Below are 18,537 nucleotides of genomic sequence, written 5' to 3'. Positions count from 1 at the left end.
CCTGGCCCTACTGGAAGGGGTCGCGGAAGGTGCGGGTGAGCGCGCCCGCAAGGTGCAATTTGCACCGAAAGACGGATACTGTTGCGTGCGTATCGCCCGGAATACCGAGTAGGCGGAAGGCCCCCGGCGCACACCCCGGATCGATCACCGACGTAGCCCGCATCATCGGCCAGGCGCTCACTTTATGCAAATACTGGCGGCGGTACTGATTCGTTGAAGGAGATCCGCGAGCACGGTCTGCTCCTCATCGTTGAGCGCGGCGGTGATGGCAAGCTCGGTTTCGAGGTGATTGGGCAATGCCGTCTCGATGAGATCTCTGCCCGCATCGGTGAGTGCGACGAGCTTACCGCGACCGTCGCCGGGGTTTGCCTGGCGCGTGACAAGCCCGCGATTCTCCAGCTTGTTTAGTCGCTGGGCCACTGTTCAATGATTCGGTCAACGTGGTCCGGCATGACGCCACAGCTTGCGGCAAGCACCACGGCTTTCCTTGGCTTACTCAGCCCCGTCGTGGCCATCCTCCTCGGCTGGGTAATCGCCGGCGAAAACCTCACCCCAATGCAGATAGCCGGGATCGTCATCGTGCTCAGCTCAATCTCCGCCGCCATCATTTCCAGGCACGCAAAACCCTCGTGCTGCGGTGATGCTGATCTCTGTTCCCAGCAGATCCGCATTTGACGAGGCCCACCGTTCGAGAGGTCCGTGGGAGCGCAGACTAATGTGCGACGTCACTCGTTTGGTGAGCCGTCCCGGGACCGGCCGCCCAGTACTCAGGCTGCGAGCTTTTTGAGGTACCGCGCCAGGGCTTGTGGAGCCGAACGAAGCGCCTCGGCCTCAACGACCGCGTTGTAGTTCGTATTGGTGTTCACATCGTAGGTGAGCACACGGCCGTCTTCGGCTTCGATGAACTCGATACCGCACACTTCCAACCCGTTCCGGCGCGCGAACTCGAGATATTTCTCGATAATCGAGTGGTCGAAGTCTTCGCGCAGGCTGAACAGCTGCTGACCGGCTACGGGCGCGATGGTGGCGCCGGGAGGCATGATCAGTTCGCGCGTGATCGGGTCGATGGCGCAGGCATCCGCTGGGCACAACTGGAAGCCGCCGCGCGCGGTGTCGGCTTTGACGGCGTAGATGAACTCGCCGCCGACGATCTCGGCCCGGGTGATGAACGGTTCCGCAGCCTGGATGTATTCCTGAATCAGTGTGATGCCATCTTGCGGCTCCTCGAACTCGTCGGAAGCAACGTACTCGGCGAGCTCTTCGTGGCTCGTGAACTTGCGCACGCCCAGACCCTTGCCGCCCTGATTATGCTTGGTCATGAACGGGGTGGGAAAGTTGCGTGCGGCGGCGAGAATTTGCTCGCGGCCCACCGCCGCCACGGTGCGCGGGGTGTCGATGCCAGCGGCTTTGAGCGCGACCAGCTGCTCGACCTTACTCATCTCAAGCTCAAGCACACGTCGGCCGTTCACCGTGCGGCGGCCGTGGGCCTCGAGCCAAGCCAATACGGCGCGGGCGTAATCCTTCGACTTTCCATGGTCACGCGTGTGAGCGGATGCGCTGATGCGCGACCAGAAGATTCCCTCCGGTGGTACCGAATCCAGGTCGAGAACGCCGTCGGTGAGCAGCCATTCCTTCACCTCCATGCCCTCTGCTTCAAAGGCCCGGGCGAACGGTGGAAACCATTCGGGGTTCTCGTGCAGGGCATAGATCGTGGGCTGGCTAACAGTCATGAAAATCCTTTCGGGTTGCACTGAACTTAAGGAGGCCCCGGCGCGGGGTATTCCTTGGGCCTTACGTCGTCACTACTGCGGGATCATGATGCCGTTGCCCGGGCCCATCGGCAGGTCGAAAAAGAAGAAGACACTCAGCACGGCTACCCACGCGAGCCAGAACGTGACTGCGAAGGGCAGCATGCGGGCGATTATGGTGCCGAGCCCCGCCTGTGGCTCGTATTTGCGCAGCATCGTGAGGAGCACGATCATGTACGGATTGAGGGGGGTGAGTACCTGGGTGGCCGAATCTCCGACCCGGAAAGCACCCTGGATGAACGCGGGTTCATAGCCAAGTAATACGAACAGCGGTACGAACACGGCGGCCATCAGCGTCCACATGGCCGAACCGGAAATGATGAAAAGGTTCAGCAGTGAGGCGAGGAGCACGAAGGCAACGACGGCCGAAAATCCGGTAAGGCCGATGGACTCAAGGCCCCCGGCTCCGGCAACGGCCAGCCAGCTTCCGATTCCGGAGAAATTGAACAGGGCGACGAACTGGCCGAGGATGAACGCGAGCACGAGGAATCCGCTCATGTCCTTGATGGCGTGCCCCATCACGCGGGGTACGTCACTGCCCGTCGCGATGGTTCCGGTGATCTTGCCGTACACCAGCCCCGGAATGACGAACGTGGCGAAAACGATGAACACGATCGAACTCAACAGGGGCGAGCGAGGCAGGAACCCGCCGTCTTCGTTTCGCCACGGGGATTCCGGAAGTAGCACGCCGACGAGGATCACTCCAGCGACGACGACGCCCGCCACGAATGCCCAGAACAGGCCACGATTCTCGGTGTCCGTGAGCCGTGTGTTCATCGCTGCGGGACCCGACACGTCGTCGTTGTCGATGATCTCCTCGCGCGCGATCCCTTGGCGGCCTAGACGCGGTTCGAGGATTTTGTCGATCATGAAGCCGGCCAGGGCGATGAGTACGAGCGCGGAGACCACATTGAAGAAGTAGTTCGAAACCGGGGTCACAACGGAACCGGCATTGGGTAGGTTCTGGGTGACCGACGTGGTGATTCCGGCGAATAGGGCGTCGAGGCTTGTCACGAACAGTGAGGTCGAGTAGCCGGCACCCACGGCGGCAAACCCGCCGAGCAGCCCGGCGACGGGATGCCGGCCGGCGGCCTTGAACACCAGGGCTGCGAGCGGGGGGATCACCACGAATGCCGCATCCGACATGATCGACCCCACGACCCCCACGAACGCCACGGCGTAGGGCAGCGACCAGCGCGGCGCCGAACCGAAAGCCTTACGGATCAGCGCAGCGAGCAGGCCGGACTTCTCGGCAACACCGACCGCGAGCAGGATGGGCAGCACCGTCGCCAGCGGCGGGAAGCCCACGTAGTTGACCCCAATGTTCTGGGTGAACCACGTGAGCCCCTCGGCGCTGAAGAAGCCTTTGATCACTGTGATCTCGTCGGTCCCGGGCAGCTGCACCGTGACGTTGGCCCAGGCCATGGCAGTCGACGCCACCGCAGTGATTGCGAACAGCAAGAGGAAGAGCATGAACGGGTCGGGCAGCTTGTTGCCGACGCGTTCGATTCCGCCGAGGACACGGTCGATCAGAACGGTACGCCGAGTGAGGGTCTGTGCTGAAGACATGGGGACTACCTTGCGTCGGATGGAACAAAACGATCGGTGTAAAGGAGTTAGACAGTGGCCGGTGAGGCGTCAGTCGAAGAAGTGCGGCACATCGATGGCGCCGCCCTGCTCCGCGAACTCGGTGGCCACGCTGCGGCGCAATTCGGCGTCGCAGAGAAAATCCAGGGCGGTGAGGGCGAGGCCGCAGGCGCCGTCGATGGCGCCCGACTCTGCGGCATCCGTTGCGGCGGCCGCCGCGAATTCGCGGGTGTGCAGGGCAACGTCGGATGCCGCAATCTTGATCAGTGGGTGGATACCGGGGATGCGATGGCTCACGTTGCCGAAGTCGGTGGACGCTGCGATGGTTTCCGACACCACGCCAAGGGGGAGCGGTTGGCGCCCGCGGCGCTGCTGGGCGGCGACCCAACGACCGGTGAGTGCGCTGTTCGTGCGCACGGGGAGTGAGGGGGCGTGCTCGTCCCAGTCGATCTCAACACTCGTTCCCGTCATCACTGCCGCGCCGCGCGCGATGTCATCCAGTCGCACGCTGAGGTCTTTGAGCGTGTCCGCGAACTTGGAACGGGCGTAGAGCTTGAGTACTGCGCGCTCGGGAATGATGCTCGGCCGTGTTCCCCCTTCACTGATTACAGCGTGCACGCGATCCACCGGCGGCAGCTGTTGGCGCAGCAGGCCAACGGCCTGGTACGCCAGGGTTGCGGCGTCGAGCGCGTTGCGACCCATAAAAGGTTGAGCGGATGCGTGCGCCGCGACGCCCGTGAACGTCACGGTGAGCACGCGCCGACCGAGCCACACCTGGTCGGCGAGGTCGTAGCCGTACGGGTGCACCATGATTGCGGCGTCGATGCCATCGAAGGCGCCATGCCTGGCCATTACTTCTTTGCCGGAAAAGCCTTCCTCGGCGGGAGTGCCGAGGAAGACCACCCGGCCTCTGAATGCGTTGGGATTCTCCTTGAGAGTGTTGGCCAGTGCGAGGAAAGCGCCGACTCCGGTAGCGGCGATCACGTTGTGCCCGCAGCCGTGCCCGACGTCGGGCAAGGCGTCATACTCGCTGAGAATCGCGATGGCCGGGCCGTCGCCTGAGCCGATCTCGGCGCGGATCGCCGTGTCGAGTCCGTGCACGCCGAGCTGCGCGTCTATCCCATAGCGACCGAGCAGCTCCACCAGATAGGCGGCGCTTCGATGCTCGGTGAAGGCGATCTCCGGGTCGGCGTGCAGGGTGTGAACGACGTCATTCAGGTCTGGGGCGAGCGCCTCTACCTGGCTTTCGACCGCGCTTACGAGTTCGTCCGGGGCCCCGGAGAAAGGCGACGGTACCGACTCATAGGTCTGGATCCTGCGGGCGGTTTCGGCCTGAAGCTTCTGCAGATACGTGGTGCTCGGCACTGTGGACTGGCTCATATATCCACCCTAGACAGGGAGACTACCCGGTGTCGCCGTGCTGACCTCTGCCGTCATCTTCAAGACCTGTGCGAGTGGCATGACCAAGGACGAGCCCGATCATGCCAGCGCCTGCTCCCCTGAGCCCCTGGAAACCTCGGCGATCCGCTTGATCGCGGCGAGGGTTTTCGGGATGCCGTCGAGGGCTTGCTGGGTGCGGTCGGTGATCTGCGCATGGGCGTCTTCGCCGAACTTCTCCTCGAACATCGCGATCCCGTCCGGCAAAAACTCCCACGACTCCGTGAGCATGGTCCCGGTCCCGGTCCCGTTCTCTGTGGCGGTGAAGCTGAAGCCCCAGCGGGCGAAGCTGCCGCCCACCACCCAGGCGAACTCGTGCCCGCGCTCTGCCGCCACCACCTCAGACCGGGTCTGCCAGGTCCGGTGCGGGAGCTCGTTGCGCCCGGTGAACCAGGCACCGACCCGACCGGCCTCGGCCTCGTCGTCCCACCAGCACGATGTACAGACCGGGCTCCACTCGCCGGTGCGGGTGATGTCGGAGAGCAGGTCGTAGAGAGACGTAGCTGATGCCTCGACGATGACCGACTCCTGGTGGCTGAGGATGCGTGTCTCACTCATGCGTTTACCCTAACGAACGGGGTCACTTCTTCTGCCGCCGACTGCCGCCGTGCCAGTCCTCCTGCTTTCCGGCCGTGTCCGTGTCGACTCCGAACGCGGCCAGCTGGGGCTGCTCGCGCAGGCTGCGTTTGAGCTCGGCGAAACCCGGGAAGCGTGCCAGAGCGACCACGTGGTCCCATAACTCGACCGCGACGTCCTCGTGGGGCAGCCGGCTGATTACCGGCCCGAAGAAGGCAACACCGGTGGGCGGCTCGAAGTGGATGATGGGCGTGCCCACGTCTTTTCCCGTCAGCGAGAGCGCCTCGTCTGTCTCCTGCTGGATCTCCCGGTCCCATGATTCGTCATCGAGAGCTTCCGCCAGCTCGAGCGGCAGGCCCGCCTCGGCGAGGATCGGCTCCAGGAACTCCCGCGTCCCGCGGAGCTCACGCACCTCGCCCTCGGTCCGATGGTCGTCCGGGCCGGGGGCAGTGTCGAAGATGTGGGTCCCGAATGCGGCGTACAGCGGCGCCACCGCCTCGCGTCCGTGCTCCGCTCGCGTCCGAGCGGCAACCCGCAGGAGCCGGAGCCCAGCGGTGTGGCCAGCCTCGTACTCGGGAGGAAAGTGCGCGTCGTAGTCGACCCGGGCATTAATCAGGCGCAGGGAGATGAACCGCCAGTCCACGGTGTAGTCGCGCTGCTTTTGCACCTGTCGCACCCACTTGCTGGTCATCCAGGCAAACGGGCAAACCGGGTCGAAGTAGAAGTTGATGTCGGCGTCCATGCGTCCACCCTAGAACAGTGCCGCACAGGACAGCGCCTCCCACACGACCGAGATCGACCTGTCGAGGTGGGCCCGACGGGCGTTCCCTCCCTCGATCAGCGCTTGCGCTGGATCAGGACGGTGGTGAGCTGTTGCGTGGACATCGAGCACTTGCGCACCCTGCTGAGAATCACCAGTTCGGCACTCCGGGACGGATCCCGGGGCTGCACACTGGCCCTCACTTACGCCGAGCGCTACCCTCAGCACATGCGTACCCTGGTCCCGGTCTTCGTCACCATGACAGAGTCCTCGATATACCGACCCGCTATTTCCGGTTGTGGTTCGCACGCATCGTGGCGCGCTATTTCTCACACGAGGCTTGGCTTGAAGAGGACCAACTGCTGCGTAATGCCGAACGTCTCGCCACATTTCCCGGCGTGCGTTTCAGAAGCATTAGAGAGATAAGAAAGGGAATCATGCCTGCCCAGGAGGACTACCCTCAAAATATCGACACCACCTTCACGGCAACAGTCACCACCGAGCGCAACAGCGGCTGGACCTGCGTTGTCATGCCTGAGTCGGGAGTTTTTTTCGGAACCAGAAAGCCTGTGAAAGTTGCCGGCACGATCGACGGGCATCCTTTTCACGCGACGCTGCTCCCGATGGGTGATGGAACGCACATGGTTCCGCTCAAGGCAGCCCTGCGCAAAACAATCGGCAAAGTGAACGGCGATGAAGCTGAAGTTCACCTCGATCAACGATTCAGTTGACCGCACTATCGGCTGAAATCCAGTCGTCGGCCGCCCGTCATCTGCCGGACTGGTTAACGCGTGTGCCATGTCGACAAAAGTGCGGCCAGACCGCATGCTGCTGGGAGACCACCCCGTGGTCGATAAACTTTGGGTATGTCAGACCAGCACTTCGAGCAGGATGAAACCCTGCGCCTGCCGACCATCCAGTTTCGCGTCGTTCTCGATCTGGGCCCCCGGCTCGCCGCGGCCGTCACCCTACCGGCGGAGCTGGCGCACCCCGATCTGTTCGCCGACCGCGACGACGAGGGCGGGGCGCTCAACCTGTCGATCGACTTCGACAGTGGCCAGCTGCACGTGCTGCTCGACGAGGCCGGCCCCAGCTTTCACTACCACGGCACGAACGACCCGTTCGAGAGCCCGTGGCCGGCCGATCAGACCGAAAAATTGCTCGAGTGGGCGCTCATCCTGGTGCAGGAGATCGACGCCCTCGACGAACTGCTCGACTCGATCTTTGAGGCCGCCGAGTGGTTCGAGCAGGGGTTCACACTCTACGTTCCCGAGACTGAACCGACCCAGCTCGAACTGATTGAAGTTGGAATCATCGGCGAGCTGCTGACGCTGCCGTGGCTCGGCTCCGGGCGCGTCGACCACGAGCATGTCGAGGGGGATAACCACCCGATCGCCCTGCTCTGGAACATGAACAACGACGACCCCGACACGCCGATCGCCCGCGCCTGGCTCGATCTGGAGACCGGCGAGCCGCGAACGGCCGCCGAGCCGGGAGTGGACTGGAACGCCGTAGGCATGAGCGAAGACGAGGTTCTGGAGTGGCTCGTCGGCATCTACACCAACCACCATGTGGCCCCGACACCCGAGGCGCAGATCATGCGGGCGGCGCTGGAGCGCATTGGCGGTATCCGCTGATCCGACGTTGATATTGTGTGGCTGGTCATTTTCGGCCCGGCTCACTGACGGTCGGGTTGATGGCGGGCATACGTGTCACACGCAGCCGCGCGTCGCTAGCGAAAGCGTGGCGCCCGGGCCAGCGCGGCGAGCAGGCGTTCCAGGGGACCCTTGCCGAGAAAATAACGCCACAGGCTGGCACCGATGAAGGTGATTAGCAGCATCCCGATCAGCAGCGGCCAGCCGGGATAGTCGATTTCGGCGCTGCCGGCGATAACGGCCAGGGCGAGAATCTGCAGGGTGTAGACAGTCAGTGCCATCTGTCCGGTCGCCCCGACCGGCCAGAGGATCACGCGCAGCGCACGCGCCACAGACCGCCGCCGAACAGCAGTGAGCCAGAGCAACGTTCCAAGGAGTGCGACCGCGACCCCGCCGGAGCCGATCACCTCGGCGATCGATCCGGAATGGGCCGCGGCGTTGACCCCGGGGAGCACGATGGCCGCGCCGTAGCCGGCGACCACCGCTGCTGTTCCGGCGCCGACGAGGGCTACCTGGGTTTTCGCACTGCCCAGATCGGAGCGCGCGATCATGAGCCCGGCCAGCAGAAAGGGCATCCAGATGAGCACCGGGTAGGTGCCATTGAGAAAGAAATAGTCGACCAGGTAGGCGAGCGGCGGCCGGGCGGCATCCACTTCGTCCTGGGCGGCGCCCAGCAACGGTGCGCCGAAGAGAAAGACGACGCCGATCAGGGCTATCAGCCACCGCTGGAGAAAAAGCATCGGAATCAGCAGCAGAAACATGAGGGCGTAGAAGTGCAGGATGACGGCAACGCCGCTCTGCAAGCTAGCCAACACGATGCCGAGCAGAAACAGGAAGAGAGCGCGCACCACGATGCCGGTCACACGCTTGGAACGCTGGCCGCGCGCGAGCGGATGCTGTGACCCGGTCATGATACCGAGCGATACCCCGGCCAGGGTCGCGAACAAAATGGAGGATCGCCCGTCGGCGAGCAGCTCGGCGTCACTCAGGCGCGGGATGGCATGCGCCACGAACATGCCGATGATCGCCAGGCCCCTGGCGATGTCGATGGCGACGACCCGTTCGCTCGCGTCGGCCCTGTTGTGCATGAAAACAGGCTACGGGTTCATCCGGGCAGGTTCGCGCTGGGGTTGGCCGAGGCCGCGGGGCGTCGCGGCACGCTTTCCGGTTCGCGGCGTCCCTTGGTAGGAGTGCCGCGGGCGCTAACGCGTGCCGCTAGCGCTAACGCGTGCCGCTAGCGCTAACGCGTGCCGCGAGCCGATACCGGGAGGGGGTAGACGGCGAGTGGGTGCGGGGCCGCCTGATTGTGACAACACCCAGTCAGAAGGCGGGTCGCCCGCAGACCGGCCTGCGGCAAATGGTAACGTCGCCTAGGTCTAGCAACTGGTTTGACGGTCGACGCCCTTCTGCAAGGAACCTCCATATGCCCCATCGCATGAATCTTTCCAAGAACCTCCCACGCACATTAACGGGGCTGTCAAGCGAAATACTGCAGGATCTGCAACAACTCGCCCGCACCCCGTCTCTGCTCGTGGCCTGCAACTACGGAGGCACACTGTCCCATCACGTTGCCTCGAACGTGCCGTCTGTGCTGTTGGCCGAGTCTGCGACCGCCCTACGCGCCCTCGCCGCCCTGCCCAATACCCATACGGCCGTCATGTCGGGGCGCCCGCTGCGCGACCTGGCCGCGGATTCCCGGCTGCCGCGGGAGGTACACCTGGTCGGGTCGAACGGAGCCGAATTCGACTCGGAATTTTTTGACGCCCCCGAGCCCTCCGATGAGTCCCAGGATTCCGGCATCGCGCTCGACCGGCTGCGCACCCGTCTCGGCGTCAGCGCCGCGTTCTTCGCCGGCGATGCCGCAAGCGACGAAATGGCCATGAACACCTTGCACGGCCCCGACCTCGGTATTCGCATCGGCGACGACGAATCCGTCGCCGCTCACCGCATCAGCGGACCCGAAAAGCTCGCCCAGATTCTGGCCCTGCTGTTCGAGCTGCGCAAGGACTGGCTGTTCGGTCAGCACGTCGTCGCCATTGAACGCCACTCCATGATCGGCGACGGCACCTCGACCGCCCTCGTGACGCCGGAGGCGCGCATCTGTTGGATGACGCATCCGCTGCCCGATTCTGGCTCGTTGTTCGCGAGTATCCTCGGCAGCGAAGAAGCCGGGCACTTCTCGATCGAACCGGTCAAGAAGAGCCGCGTGCTGGGCCAGCGCTACATCGACAACACCATGATCGTTGAAACCCGCTGGGCCGACGTCACCGTCACCGATTACATCGAGCCGTCCCCACTCGGCATCACCAACCTCGTACGCAAGCTCACCGGCACGGGGCTTGCCCGCATAGTGTTCGCGCCGCGGCCCGATTACGCCGTCGCATTCTTCAACATGCACGCGACCGACGGTCTGGTGACTATCACCGGCACCGCCGACCCGATCGTGCTCTCGGCGGCCGGCGTCGAGTTCACGGTCACGACTGACGGCCGCAACGAAACGGCCACCGCCGTCGTCGACCTCTCGCAGGGCGCGATCATGCTCAACCTGCGCTGCGGCGACACCGAGCCGTACACAGCGGATGCCTCCGGCGAAGCGGCGCGGCGCGGCGCGGTTATGAACGACTCGCGTGCCTGGGTCAATTCGTTGTCGCTGCCGAGCGTGAAGCCCTCGCTCGTCGGCCGCTCAGCCCTCGTACTGCGCGCTCTCTGCTACGAACCGACCGGAGCGGTACTCGCCGCTTCCACGACATCGTTGCCCGAGGGAATCGGCGGAACGCGCAACTGGGACTACCGCTACTGCTGGCTGCGCGACGGCTCGATGACGGTCAAGGCGCTCGTCGACCTCGGTTCGACGGCCGAGGCTGATGGATTTCTGCGCTGGCTGGCCGGGGTCGTGGACGACAGTCCCGGCGCGCAGTGGCTGCATCCGCTTTATTCGGTCACCGGATCGTCGCTGTCCACCGAAGCAAGCCTCGAGTCGTTGCCCGGCTATGCCGGATCCCGCCCGGTACGCATCGGGAACGCCGCCGACAATCAGGTGCAGATCGACGTGTTCGGGCCGGTCGCCGAACTCATCGACACCTTGAGTGCCCGGCAGGGAACCCTCTCGGACTTTCAGTGGCACCTGCTCACCGAGATGGTCGACGCCGTCACGAGCCGCTGGCACGAACCCGACCACGGCATCTGGGAGGCCCGGCGCTCGCCGCGACACCACACCTACACGAAGACGATGTGCTGGGTGACCGTGGACCGGGCCATCCGTACCGCGGTGCGGCACGGACGCGACGTGGGGACGGGCTGGATCGAACTTGCCGCCACCATTCGCGAGGAGGTATTGCGCGAAGGCTGGAGTGAGGAAGCCCAGTCGTACACCGTGGCGTACGACAGCCCCGATCTCGATGCTGCCGTGCTGCACATCGGACTGTCTGGCCTGCTCGACGTGACCGACGAGCGCTTCCAGCTGACCGTGAGTGCGGTGGAGCGCGAACTGCGCGTGGGCCCGACGGTGTTCCGCTACCGCTACGACGATGGTCTGCCCGGCCTCGAGGGTGGCTTTCACATTTGCACGACCTGGCTGATCGAGGCCTATGTGCTCACCGGGCGTATCGACGAGGCTGAGGCACTGTTCAATCAGCTCATCTCCCTGGTCGGTCCGACCGGATTGCTGTCCGAGGAATTCGACCCGGCCACCGAAACCCACCTCGGCAACCACCCGCAGGCCTACTCGCACCTCGGTTTCATCCGCTGCGCGCAGCTGCTTGACGAGTACCGCAGGCGGTAAGAGTGTGCGGCTGACTCGCGGAGGGGCGTCCTTTTTCGCGAGTCAGCCGTGAAACGGTCCGTCATCTCGGACACGTGTCCGAAAAGTGTTAGTATTGTGTAATGACTTCGTTGACTGACCCGCGCCTGCAGGCGGTTCAGGTGCAGTCAGATGTTCAGCTTGAGTCGAAGCTCACCCACGATCCTCGGGCGGAGCGCACCAGGCAGCTCATCCTCACGGCGATTCGTGCGCTGAACGCCCAGCCGGGGGCATCCGTCTCGGTCGCCGAGATCGTGCGTCTGGCCGGTATCAGTCGTAGCTCGTTCTATGCGCACTTTGCGAGCCTCGACGTGCTCGCCGCCGAGCTGCTGCAGGCACAGTTCGCCGACATCGGCTCGGCGGGCTTGGATCTGCCGCGGCCGAGGACCGGTGAAAATGCCTCACGCCTCGGCTATGCCCGCCTCGTCGCGCATATGGTTGAAAACTTTCCCCTGTACGCAAGCGTGCTGGAGTTGCCACTCACCCGCAGCGCGCACGACCAGATCATCGAGGCTTACGCCACCCGCATGCTGCAGTCGGTGCTCGTCTTTGACGACGCTGTGAACGCCAAGTTGGTCACCACTTACGTCGCCGGCGGCGCGCTCACCCTGATTGGTGCGTGGATGCGCGGTCACCTCGACGTCTCCGACGACGAACTCGTCGACCAGCTTGTTGCCCTGCTGCCGGGATGGCTGCTCGAACCTGAAACCTTATGCGCAACGCCTGTTCGCGTTGCATCACCCACACAAAACTGAAGGCACATTCTATGAAGATCGAAATCGGCGAAACCCTGGTCTATCCGCACCACGGAGCGGTCACCATCACGGCCCTCGCGACCCGCAACATCAAGGGCGTCGAGAAGCAGTTCATGACTCTCAACGTGCACACGAGCGCGCTGACCATTCAGCTTCCGGTCGACAACGTCGAGCTCGTCGGCGTGCGCGACGTCATCGACGCCGCGGGTGTCAGCGCTGTGTACGAAATTCTGCAGAACGCCTTCACCGAGGAGCCGGGCAACTGGTCACGCCGTTATAAGGCCAACCAGGAGAAAATGGCCAGCGGCAGTGTTTACCGGGTCAGCGAGGTCGTGCGCGACCTGTGGCGTCGCGACCAGGACAAGGGCGTCTCTGCTGGCGAGAAGCGGATGCTCGAAAAGGCTCGTCAGATTCTCGTCTCCGAACTCGCTCTGGCCCAGGGCCTGACCGACCAGGAAGCCGGCGACCTGCTGCTCATCGAAATTCAGAACTACGTCGTCAGTGATGAGCCGGTTGAAATAACCGTTTAGTCGGATTGACCGAACACCCTCGTTCGCCTTGCGAGCGAGGGTGTTCGTGTGTGGTCGGGAGACAGCGTTCCGGGCCCGGGCCTGGAACAGACGAAACGACGCGAAGGAGGGGCCGGGCGTCCCGGAACCCGTCACGGACGCGGGCCGGCGTTGGCTTTGCGGATGCGACGGCCGTCAGCGACGGTCTGCATCTCCTTGAGGGCGGCCTTCTGGCTCTTCCTGGTGCCGCGTGGGGGCAGCTGAATGTTCTGCTCGGCGGTGATGCCCGCCTGCAGCTGGCGGCCACGCTCGAGTTCGGCGTCGAACTCCGCACCAAATAACAAGGCGAGGTTGGTCAGCCACAGCCAGAGCAGAAAGATGATGATTCCAGCGAGTGAACCGTAGGTCTTGGCGTAGTTCGAGAACGTCGCAACGTAGAATCCGAATCCCAGAGACGCGACGACGATCGCAACGAGGGCGACCAATGCTCCAAGGCTCAGCCAGCGAAACTTCGGCTGGCGCACGTTCGGGGTGAAGTAGTACAGCACCGCGATCAGCAACACGACGGTCGCTGCAAGCACCGGCCACTTGGCAATGGACCAGACCAGCTGCACGGTCTGGCCGAGGCCGAGTGCTGCGCCGACTGCATCCGTGATGGGACCGGAAATGGCCACAATCAACACGGCTACGAGCAGCAGGGCGATGCTGATGACGGTGACGAGCAACTGCGTGGGCTTGAGCGTGAGAAATGACCGGCCCTCATCGATTGCGTAGATGCGGTTCATGGCGCGGCTGAAGGCTCCGACATAACCGGATGCCGACCAGAGCGCGACCGCGATGCCCGCCACCAGTGCAAACCCGGCGGATGGTGCGGTGCTGAACTGTTCGATCGGCCCCGAAATGACGTCGAGGGCGTCGCGGGGGGCGACCGAGGCGAGAATCGACAGCAGGGTGTCGGCGGACTGCCGCCCCTGCCCGAACACGCCGAGCAGCGAAACTAGGGCGATGAGCATGGGAAACAGCGACAGCACGGCGTAGTAGGTGAGCGACGCCGCAATGTCGGTGCACTGGTCGGTGCTGAATTCGCTGAGCGTGCGTTTGAAGACGTATTTCCAGGAGGACTTCGTGACCTTGGCCGGCGTATCCGGCTTGCGGTCGTCATCGGGGGCAGGAGCGCCGGTGAGTTTTTGGCTTCGGCCCGTGTCTGCCATGAAAGTCTCCTGCTCGGTTCGAGTGAAGCCGGGGTCGCGGTCGGTCGAACAATCGCGACCCCGGACAGAAAAATCTACTGAGTTCTGACTAAATCCCAGGGTATGGCGCGTGCTTGGTTTCAGCAGATCTCGAACTATTTTTTGAAGACGTCCTTGATGTCTTCACCGACCTTCTTGGCGCTCGCCGCGGTCTGGTCGGCGCGTCCTTCGGCGACCTTGGAGTCGTCGCTGGTGGCCTTGCCCACGGCCTCAGTGGCCTTGCCCTTGAGGTCCTGCGCGGCGTTTTTGATCTTGTCGGCTGCACTCATGGTGTTCTCTCTTTCGTGAGGTGTTTCTGGGGGAGTGTTCGGCGCGGAAGCGCTGAACGTGAGTAGGGGGGATCTCGGTGAGAGGTGTCCTGGAAGATTTAGGGAACGCGCGTGGTGTGACCGGTACGCACCCGGAAGCCTCCGCTGATCTGCAACAGGGCGGGGATGCGCAGGCCGAGGAGTTCATCGAGGGCAAGCAGGGCCTGTTCGACGACGCGCACGACATCGGCCGGGGAGGTACCTCGTCGACAGGTCACCGAGACCTTGAGTACGGCGTCGCGGGACACCCGATAGGTCGAGACGCGGGTCGACAAGAATTCCGGGTGCTCGCCGAGCGCGTGTTGCAGCGCTTGCTCGGCAACCGTCGAATCAACCTGTGTGGTGCCCCAGTCCGAGGTCTGTTCACTGATGAGGTGGCCGGAATGGCCGCGGCCCTGCCGCAGAATGAAGCTGAGCAATAGGCCAACGACGCCCAGCAACAGGGTGAGGACTATGATCCAGACCCAGCTATTTCGCGTGTTGCCGAGCGGCGTAGATTGGAGCCAGTCGGCGACCGTGCCGCCAACCCGGTCAGTAACCGAGGCCCACGCATCCCGCAGTGTGGCTTGCGTTGCGAGCAGGCCGAGCAGAGTGGCCACGGCCAGTAGCGCCAGCCCGGTCACCAGGATAACGCTGCGGTTGAGCGCGCGGTTGGTGTTGTTCACGTTCCGACCTTTCCGCCAACGGCCACGACGACCCGGGTCTGCAGTGTCGGCCGTAGGCGCAGGCCATCGAGCTGGTCGCGTACGGCCTGCTGCACCGAGTCACGCTGCACCGGTTGCCCCGATGTCGGCACGAGGTGCACCGTGGCAAGGCGACGAGAAATACTGACCCGGGTGCTGTCGGGGTTGATGCCGCCCACGCGAGCGGCGCGCCCGGCCAAAGCGGATGCGATTACCTCGTCATCGACGACGGTCACCGTTCGCTCCGAATCGATCAGATGCCGCGCCCTTCGGCCGGGCGTGACCGCGACGACCAACAGGACGATGGCGATAAGAGCGCAGACGAGCGCGCTAGTGGTGAGTAGTGAAGCCGGCACAGTCGAAACGGATGCGACGCCGGTTGCCAGTTCGGTCGGGGTCGCGAGCAGGGCCGGTTGGTCGATCATGAGCAGCACAATTTCGGTGCCGAGCCAAGCGCAGAGCAGAATTGCGACAACGGCCACGGTGATGGCCGCCGCTGACCGAGGTGAATGCAGTTCACGCCGGCTGATGCGCCCGTAAATTGGTGTCATCGGCTCTGAAGACCGATCGGCCGGTGCCGAGTTCATCGCACCCTGCGTTCCTGTTGCACGTCAATGCCGGTCAGCCGCACGGTGACACGGCCGACATCGGTGCCGGTGAGTTCTCCGACGCGTCGAAGAATTTCGTCTTGCGATTGGGCCGACCGGGCCAGAATCGTGCCGCCAGTGCGCGCGATGACGTCGGGGTCGCGGGTGATGCGGGAGAGGGCAACGACGCGGATGGTGGTGCTGATCGTGAGCGCGAGCCGGCCGTGGTCATCGCCGAGTTCCACGCGGACTTGACCGGAGGGAACGCCGAGCGATTCCGCAGTGACCATCGAGACGACTTGGCGCAGCGCCCGGGGCACGATGCGGGTGCGGCCGCGGGGCGGGGGAGGCGTCACGGTCGTGGGCGGAGTACCGTCGTCTGGTGCGTCGCGTACCGCTCCGCCGAGGAACCACTCATTTGCGGTATCGGTCGCCACGCTCACGATGATGACCGCTTTCCCTGAAACACTCCGATCAGTGAACCGAGGTCGAGGCGGCCGTCAACCACGCGGCCGACCAAGGCGCCGACCAGCATGGACAGGGCAACGAACAGAAACGCCCAGAAACCCAGAATCACCCAGGTCAGGGCGAGAATCGCACCGACCAGCATTCCAGCTCGGGTTGCGCCAGTCACCGCAGTGCGGCTTTACTCGGCCCAGCATCGGCATCGGCCTCGTCGCTGGGCAAGTGAATATCGATGATCGTCACGTTGACCTCGGTGACTTCGAGGCCGACGAGGTCTTCAATGGCGCGAATAACGCTCGAGCGGATATCGTCGGCCACCTGCTGTAGCTGTACCGGGTACTCGGCGACGATTGTCACGTCTACGGCCACCTGCGTTTCTCCCACCTCGACCGAGATGCCCTGGCTCACGTCGGTACTGTTCATTGCCTCACGAATGGCGCCGAGGGCACGGGCGGCGCCGCCGCCGAGGGCGTATACACCGGAGACTTCGCGGGCGGCGATGCCGGCCACCTTGGCTACGACGCCGTCGTTGATGACGGTCTTGCCGGTTCCATTGGCCGACTCACCAGCCGGCGGTGGGCTGATCGGGACGCGACTGCGCGGGGACTTGCTCGACGATACGGGGCCGTTGCTGTCGATGAGGTCCATGGAAAAAGCTCCTTCGTATAGGGCCGTCTGGTCTAGCCAGAACGGATTGTTACCAGTAAGACGAAACGTGTGGCATATTCGTCACGCGAAGATGAGAAATATTCTGGAACTGTTTGCCCAAGGAGGGGATGTGTCCGGCAAAGTGCGTGAGCAAGTTGCATCGCCGCTCGATGCGGCCGCCGACCAAATGCTCGCCGACCGCGCTGCCGATGGCGACCTGCGTGCCTTCGAGGTTCTCGTTCGCCGGTACGGCCCACTTATGCGGGTTTACGCGACCCGGGTTCTCGGCTCAAATGACGAAACCGACGACGTGGTGCAGGAATCATTCATCACGGCCTGGCAGCAACTCGGCACTCTCGAAGATGGCAGCGCTGTCAAGAGTTGGCTGATGCGCATCGTTGGCCGTAAGAGTATCGATCGGCTCCGCGCTCGACGCCTGCATGTCAATATCGATGACACGGATGCCTCGGCGCCCGAGTGTCGTGCCCCGCACGTCCTCGCAGAGGTGGAGTCCGAGACCGAAGCGCTCGCGCGGGTACTCGCGGCTCTTCCCGTTGATCAACGGCGCTGCTGGACCCTGCGCGAACTCGCCGAGTACAGCTACGGTGACATTGCCGCCGAGCTGAACCTTTCGCTCTCCACCGTGCGCGGACTGCTGGCTCGCGCTCGCAAGACCTTACTTCGACAGATGGAGGACTGGCGATGACCGAACGGACACCGGCGAACCGACGTTTTTTCGCATTCGACCTCGACAGCACCGACCGGGAACAGGCTGGCCTGAACGGTCATACCATCGAGCAACTCAGCGACTACCTTGATCGCGAACGGATGCCCGCCGACCCGGGCATCGACGATTCGCCCGACTGTGAAATCGCCCTGCGCGGTCTCGAACGACTGCGTCGGGCGCAGCGGTCATTGCTGGAGCGGGACCTCGAACGTGAATCCCGGCGCGACGACAGCTGGGTGTCGCCCATTCTCAACAACATTACGTTGGAGGCCCATGCCGGCCGGGAGATTCCGCTGACCCACCCGTCGCCGATCGCGCGCCTCGTCGTGACGGAGGGAGCCGTGCGTGGCATGCTGCGGGAAACCGGCGATCGCATGCAGAACGTGTTCGTCGGCCGGTGTGTGCTGGTCGGCGACGTCAGCGTGCCCGGCGCGCCGATCTCCATCCGGGTCGATGTGACTGTATTCCCCGATGAGAATATACCGCGGCTAGCCGATCAGCTGCGAGACGCGATGTATGCCACTTTGAGTAAATATACGGAACTGGTCGTGGCGGCCATCGATATCACTGTGAGTGACCTGCATTCGCTGCCCGATGCATCCGCTCACGAACAGGAAAGATGATGACCACGGACGTTTCTTCTTTCGACCAGCTTGACGTATTGGTGCGCCGGGTGTCCGGTGTCGCCGCGCTGTATCCGGCCGGGTCGATGATGGCCACCGCACTCAGCGCCACCCTCGATGCGGTGGCCCATCGAGCGCCCGCAGCGCCGCTCGTGCACATCGAACAGCGAGCTGACGGCGTTCGGGTCACGGCCAGGATCGGCATCGGTGCGGCGGAGTCCTCGAGTGACGTGAGCGGTCGGGTGCACGACGCGATCGCCGCGCACCTCGAGGGCGGTAACCTGCCGGTCGTGCAGATCGTCGTGATCGTGGCCAGCGTGTGGCTGAACGTCTAGCTGACCACGGATAGTCGTGCTGGTC

Annotated in this window: 23 protein-coding genes; 9 read left to right on the top strand and 14 right to left on the bottom strand. The window is 63.9% G+C overall.

Features of this window, described 5'->3' with window-relative positions; translation table 11 throughout:
* Positions 1 to 177: 177 nt before the first annotated feature.
* Positions 178 to 420, bottom strand: coding sequence for a MarR family winged helix-turn-helix transcriptional regulator (locus tag CXY83_RS02835; RefSeq protein WP_104195891.1), 243 nt, complete (start codon positions 418 to 420; stop codon positions 178 to 180).
* Positions 421 to 450: 30 nt separating this feature from the next.
* Between CXY83_RS02835 and CXY83_RS02830 the strand changes: the two genes are divergently transcribed.
* Complete coding sequence (locus tag CXY83_RS02830) at positions 451 to 675, top strand: EamA family transporter (RefSeq protein ID WP_199184863.1); 225 nt, start codon at positions 451 to 453, stop codon at positions 673 to 675.
* 92 nt (positions 676 to 767) lie between these two features.
* On the opposite strand, the gene CXY83_RS02825 is transcribed toward CXY83_RS02830, so the two are convergent.
* The 5 genes from CXY83_RS02825 to CXY83_RS02805 form a co-directional block, all read right to left on the bottom strand.
* On the bottom strand, positions 768 to 1,730 hold the full coding sequence (locus tag CXY83_RS02825; RefSeq protein WP_104195889.1) for a RimK family alpha-L-glutamate ligase: 963 nt from the start codon (positions 1,728 to 1,730) through the stop codon (positions 768 to 770).
* Between the two features lie 72 nt (positions 1,731 to 1,802).
* Entirely contained in the window at positions 1,803 to 3,377 is a 1,575-nt protein-coding gene (locus tag CXY83_RS02820) for an AbgT family transporter (protein WP_104195888.1), read from the bottom strand.
* Positions 3,378 to 3,446: 69 nt separating this feature from the next.
* On the bottom strand, positions 3,447 to 4,775 hold the full coding sequence (locus CXY83_RS02815) for a M20 family metallopeptidase (RefSeq protein WP_104195887.1): 1,329 nt from the start codon (positions 4,773 to 4,775) through the stop codon (positions 3,447 to 3,449).
* 99 nt (positions 4,776 to 4,874) lie between these two features.
* Positions 4,875 to 5,390 (bottom strand): SRPBCC family protein, encoded by a 516-nt coding sequence (locus tag CXY83_RS02810; protein ID WP_104195886.1) that lies wholly within the window; start codon positions 5,388 to 5,390, stop codon positions 4,875 to 4,877.
* Between the two features lie 22 nt (positions 5,391 to 5,412).
* Entirely contained in the window at positions 5,413 to 6,150 is a 738-nt protein-coding gene (locus tag CXY83_RS02805) for a hypothetical protein (protein ID WP_104195885.1), read from the bottom strand.
* Between the two features lie 332 nt (positions 6,151 to 6,482).
* Here CXY83_RS02805 and CXY83_RS02800 point away from each other — a divergent pair, with 332 nt between their 5' ends.
* Together CXY83_RS02800 and CXY83_RS02795 are read left to right on the top strand one after the other, a co-directional pair.
* A complete protein-coding gene (locus tag CXY83_RS02800; RefSeq protein ID WP_233200537.1) occupies positions 6,483 to 6,899 on the top strand; it encodes a DUF1905 domain-containing protein in 417 nt (138 codons plus the stop codon).
* A 135-nt stretch (positions 6,900 to 7,034) separates the two neighbouring features.
* Entirely contained in the window at positions 7,035 to 7,805 is a 771-nt protein-coding gene (locus CXY83_RS02795; RefSeq protein WP_104195883.1) for a hypothetical protein, read from the top strand.
* Positions 7,806 to 7,900: 95 nt separating this feature from the next.
* Here the strand turns inward: CXY83_RS02795 and CXY83_RS02790 are convergent, their stop codons facing one another.
* The gene (locus tag CXY83_RS02790) at positions 7,901 to 8,911 is read right to left on the bottom strand and encodes a heparan-alpha-glucosaminide N-acetyltransferase domain-containing protein (protein WP_104195882.1); all 1,011 of its coding nucleotides are present in this window, start codon (positions 8,909 to 8,911) and stop codon (positions 7,901 to 7,903) included.
* Between the two features lie 335 nt (positions 8,912 to 9,246).
* Between CXY83_RS02790 and CXY83_RS02785 the strand changes: the two genes are divergently transcribed.
* From CXY83_RS02785 to CXY83_RS02775, 3 genes are all read left to right on the top strand, one after another.
* Positions 9,247 to 11,604, top strand: coding sequence for a trehalase-like domain-containing protein (locus tag CXY83_RS02785; protein ID WP_104195881.1), 2,358 nt, complete (start codon positions 9,247 to 9,249; stop codon positions 11,602 to 11,604).
* A 101-nt stretch (positions 11,605 to 11,705) separates the two neighbouring features.
* On the top strand, positions 11,706 to 12,377 hold the full coding sequence (locus tag CXY83_RS02780; RefSeq protein ID WP_104195880.1) for a TetR/AcrR family transcriptional regulator: 672 nt from the start codon (positions 11,706 to 11,708) through the stop codon (positions 12,375 to 12,377).
* Positions 12,378 to 12,388: 11 nt separating this feature from the next.
* Positions 12,389 to 12,907 (top strand): CarD family transcriptional regulator, encoded by a 519-nt coding sequence (locus tag CXY83_RS02775; RefSeq protein WP_104126853.1) that lies wholly within the window; start codon positions 12,389 to 12,391, stop codon positions 12,905 to 12,907.
* Positions 12,908 to 13,038: 131 nt separating this feature from the next.
* Here CXY83_RS02775 and CXY83_RS02770 read toward each other — a convergent pair whose 3' ends face one another.
* From CXY83_RS02770 to CXY83_RS02740, 7 genes are all read right to left on the bottom strand, one after another.
* On the bottom strand, positions 13,039 to 14,097 hold the full coding sequence (locus CXY83_RS02770) for a YihY/virulence factor BrkB family protein (protein ID WP_104195879.1): 1,059 nt from the start codon (positions 14,095 to 14,097) through the stop codon (positions 13,039 to 13,041).
* A gap of 134 nt (positions 14,098 to 14,231) precedes the next feature.
* Positions 14,232 to 14,405: a CsbD family protein gene (locus CXY83_RS02765; RefSeq protein WP_104195878.1), complete on the bottom strand. Its 174-nt coding sequence runs from the start codon at positions 14,403 to 14,405 to the stop codon at positions 14,232 to 14,234.
* 98 nt (positions 14,406 to 14,503) lie between these two features.
* Positions 14,504 to 15,109 (bottom strand): hypothetical protein, encoded by a 606-nt coding sequence (locus tag CXY83_RS02760; protein ID WP_104195877.1) that lies wholly within the window; start codon positions 15,107 to 15,109, stop codon positions 14,504 to 14,506.
* The gene (locus CXY83_RS02755) at positions 15,106 to 15,678 is read right to left on the bottom strand and encodes a DUF6286 domain-containing protein (protein WP_146069832.1); all 573 of its coding nucleotides are present in this window, start codon (positions 15,676 to 15,678) and stop codon (positions 15,106 to 15,108) included. The genes CXY83_RS02760 and CXY83_RS02755 overlap by 4 nt, the downstream gene beginning before the upstream one ends.
* A 32-nt stretch (positions 15,679 to 15,710) precedes the next feature.
* Positions 15,711 to 16,151 (bottom strand): hypothetical protein, encoded by a 441-nt coding sequence (locus CXY83_RS02750; RefSeq protein WP_233200536.1) that lies wholly within the window; start codon positions 16,149 to 16,151, stop codon positions 15,711 to 15,713.
* A 2-nt stretch (positions 16,152 to 16,153) separates the two neighbouring features.
* The gene (locus CXY83_RS02745; RefSeq protein WP_338144908.1) at positions 16,154 to 16,348 is read right to left on the bottom strand and encodes a DUF2273 domain-containing protein; all 195 of its coding nucleotides are present in this window, start codon (positions 16,346 to 16,348) and stop codon (positions 16,154 to 16,156) included.
* The gene (locus CXY83_RS02740; RefSeq protein ID WP_104195874.1) at positions 16,345 to 16,827 is read right to left on the bottom strand and encodes an Asp23/Gls24 family envelope stress response protein; all 483 of its coding nucleotides are present in this window, start codon (positions 16,825 to 16,827) and stop codon (positions 16,345 to 16,347) included. The genes CXY83_RS02745 and CXY83_RS02740 overlap by 4 nt, the downstream gene beginning before the upstream one ends.
* A gap of 187 nt (positions 16,828 to 17,014) precedes the next feature.
* Between CXY83_RS02740 and CXY83_RS02735 the strand changes: the two genes are divergently transcribed.
* The 3 genes from CXY83_RS02735 to CXY83_RS02725 are packed head-to-tail and all read left to right on the top strand — an operon-like array spanning position 17,015 to position 18,512.
* Entirely contained in the window at positions 17,015 to 17,533 is a 519-nt protein-coding gene (locus tag CXY83_RS02735; protein WP_233200539.1) for an RNA polymerase sigma factor, read from the top strand.
* Positions 17,530 to 18,177, top strand: coding sequence for an Asp23/Gls24 family envelope stress response protein (locus tag CXY83_RS02730; RefSeq protein ID WP_104195872.1), 648 nt, complete (start codon positions 17,530 to 17,532; stop codon positions 18,175 to 18,177). The genes CXY83_RS02735 and CXY83_RS02730 overlap by 4 nt, the downstream gene beginning before the upstream one ends.
* Positions 18,177 to 18,512, top strand: a complete 336-nt coding sequence (locus CXY83_RS02725; protein WP_104195871.1) for a hypothetical protein — start codon at positions 18,177 to 18,179, stop codon at positions 18,510 to 18,512. Before CXY83_RS02730 ends, CXY83_RS02725 begins: the two co-directional genes overlap by 1 nt.
* Positions 18,513 to 18,537 lie beyond the last annotated feature (25 nt).

Origin of the sequence: Cryobacterium sp. M15 (assembly GCF_002929675.1) — a bacterium.
Classification (GTDB): domain Bacteria; phylum Actinomycetota; class Actinomycetes; order Actinomycetales; family Microbacteriaceae; genus Cryobacterium; species Cryobacterium lyxosi.
Note: the sequence above shows the minus strand (reverse complement) of the source record. Positions and strands in the feature narration are given on the sequence as shown.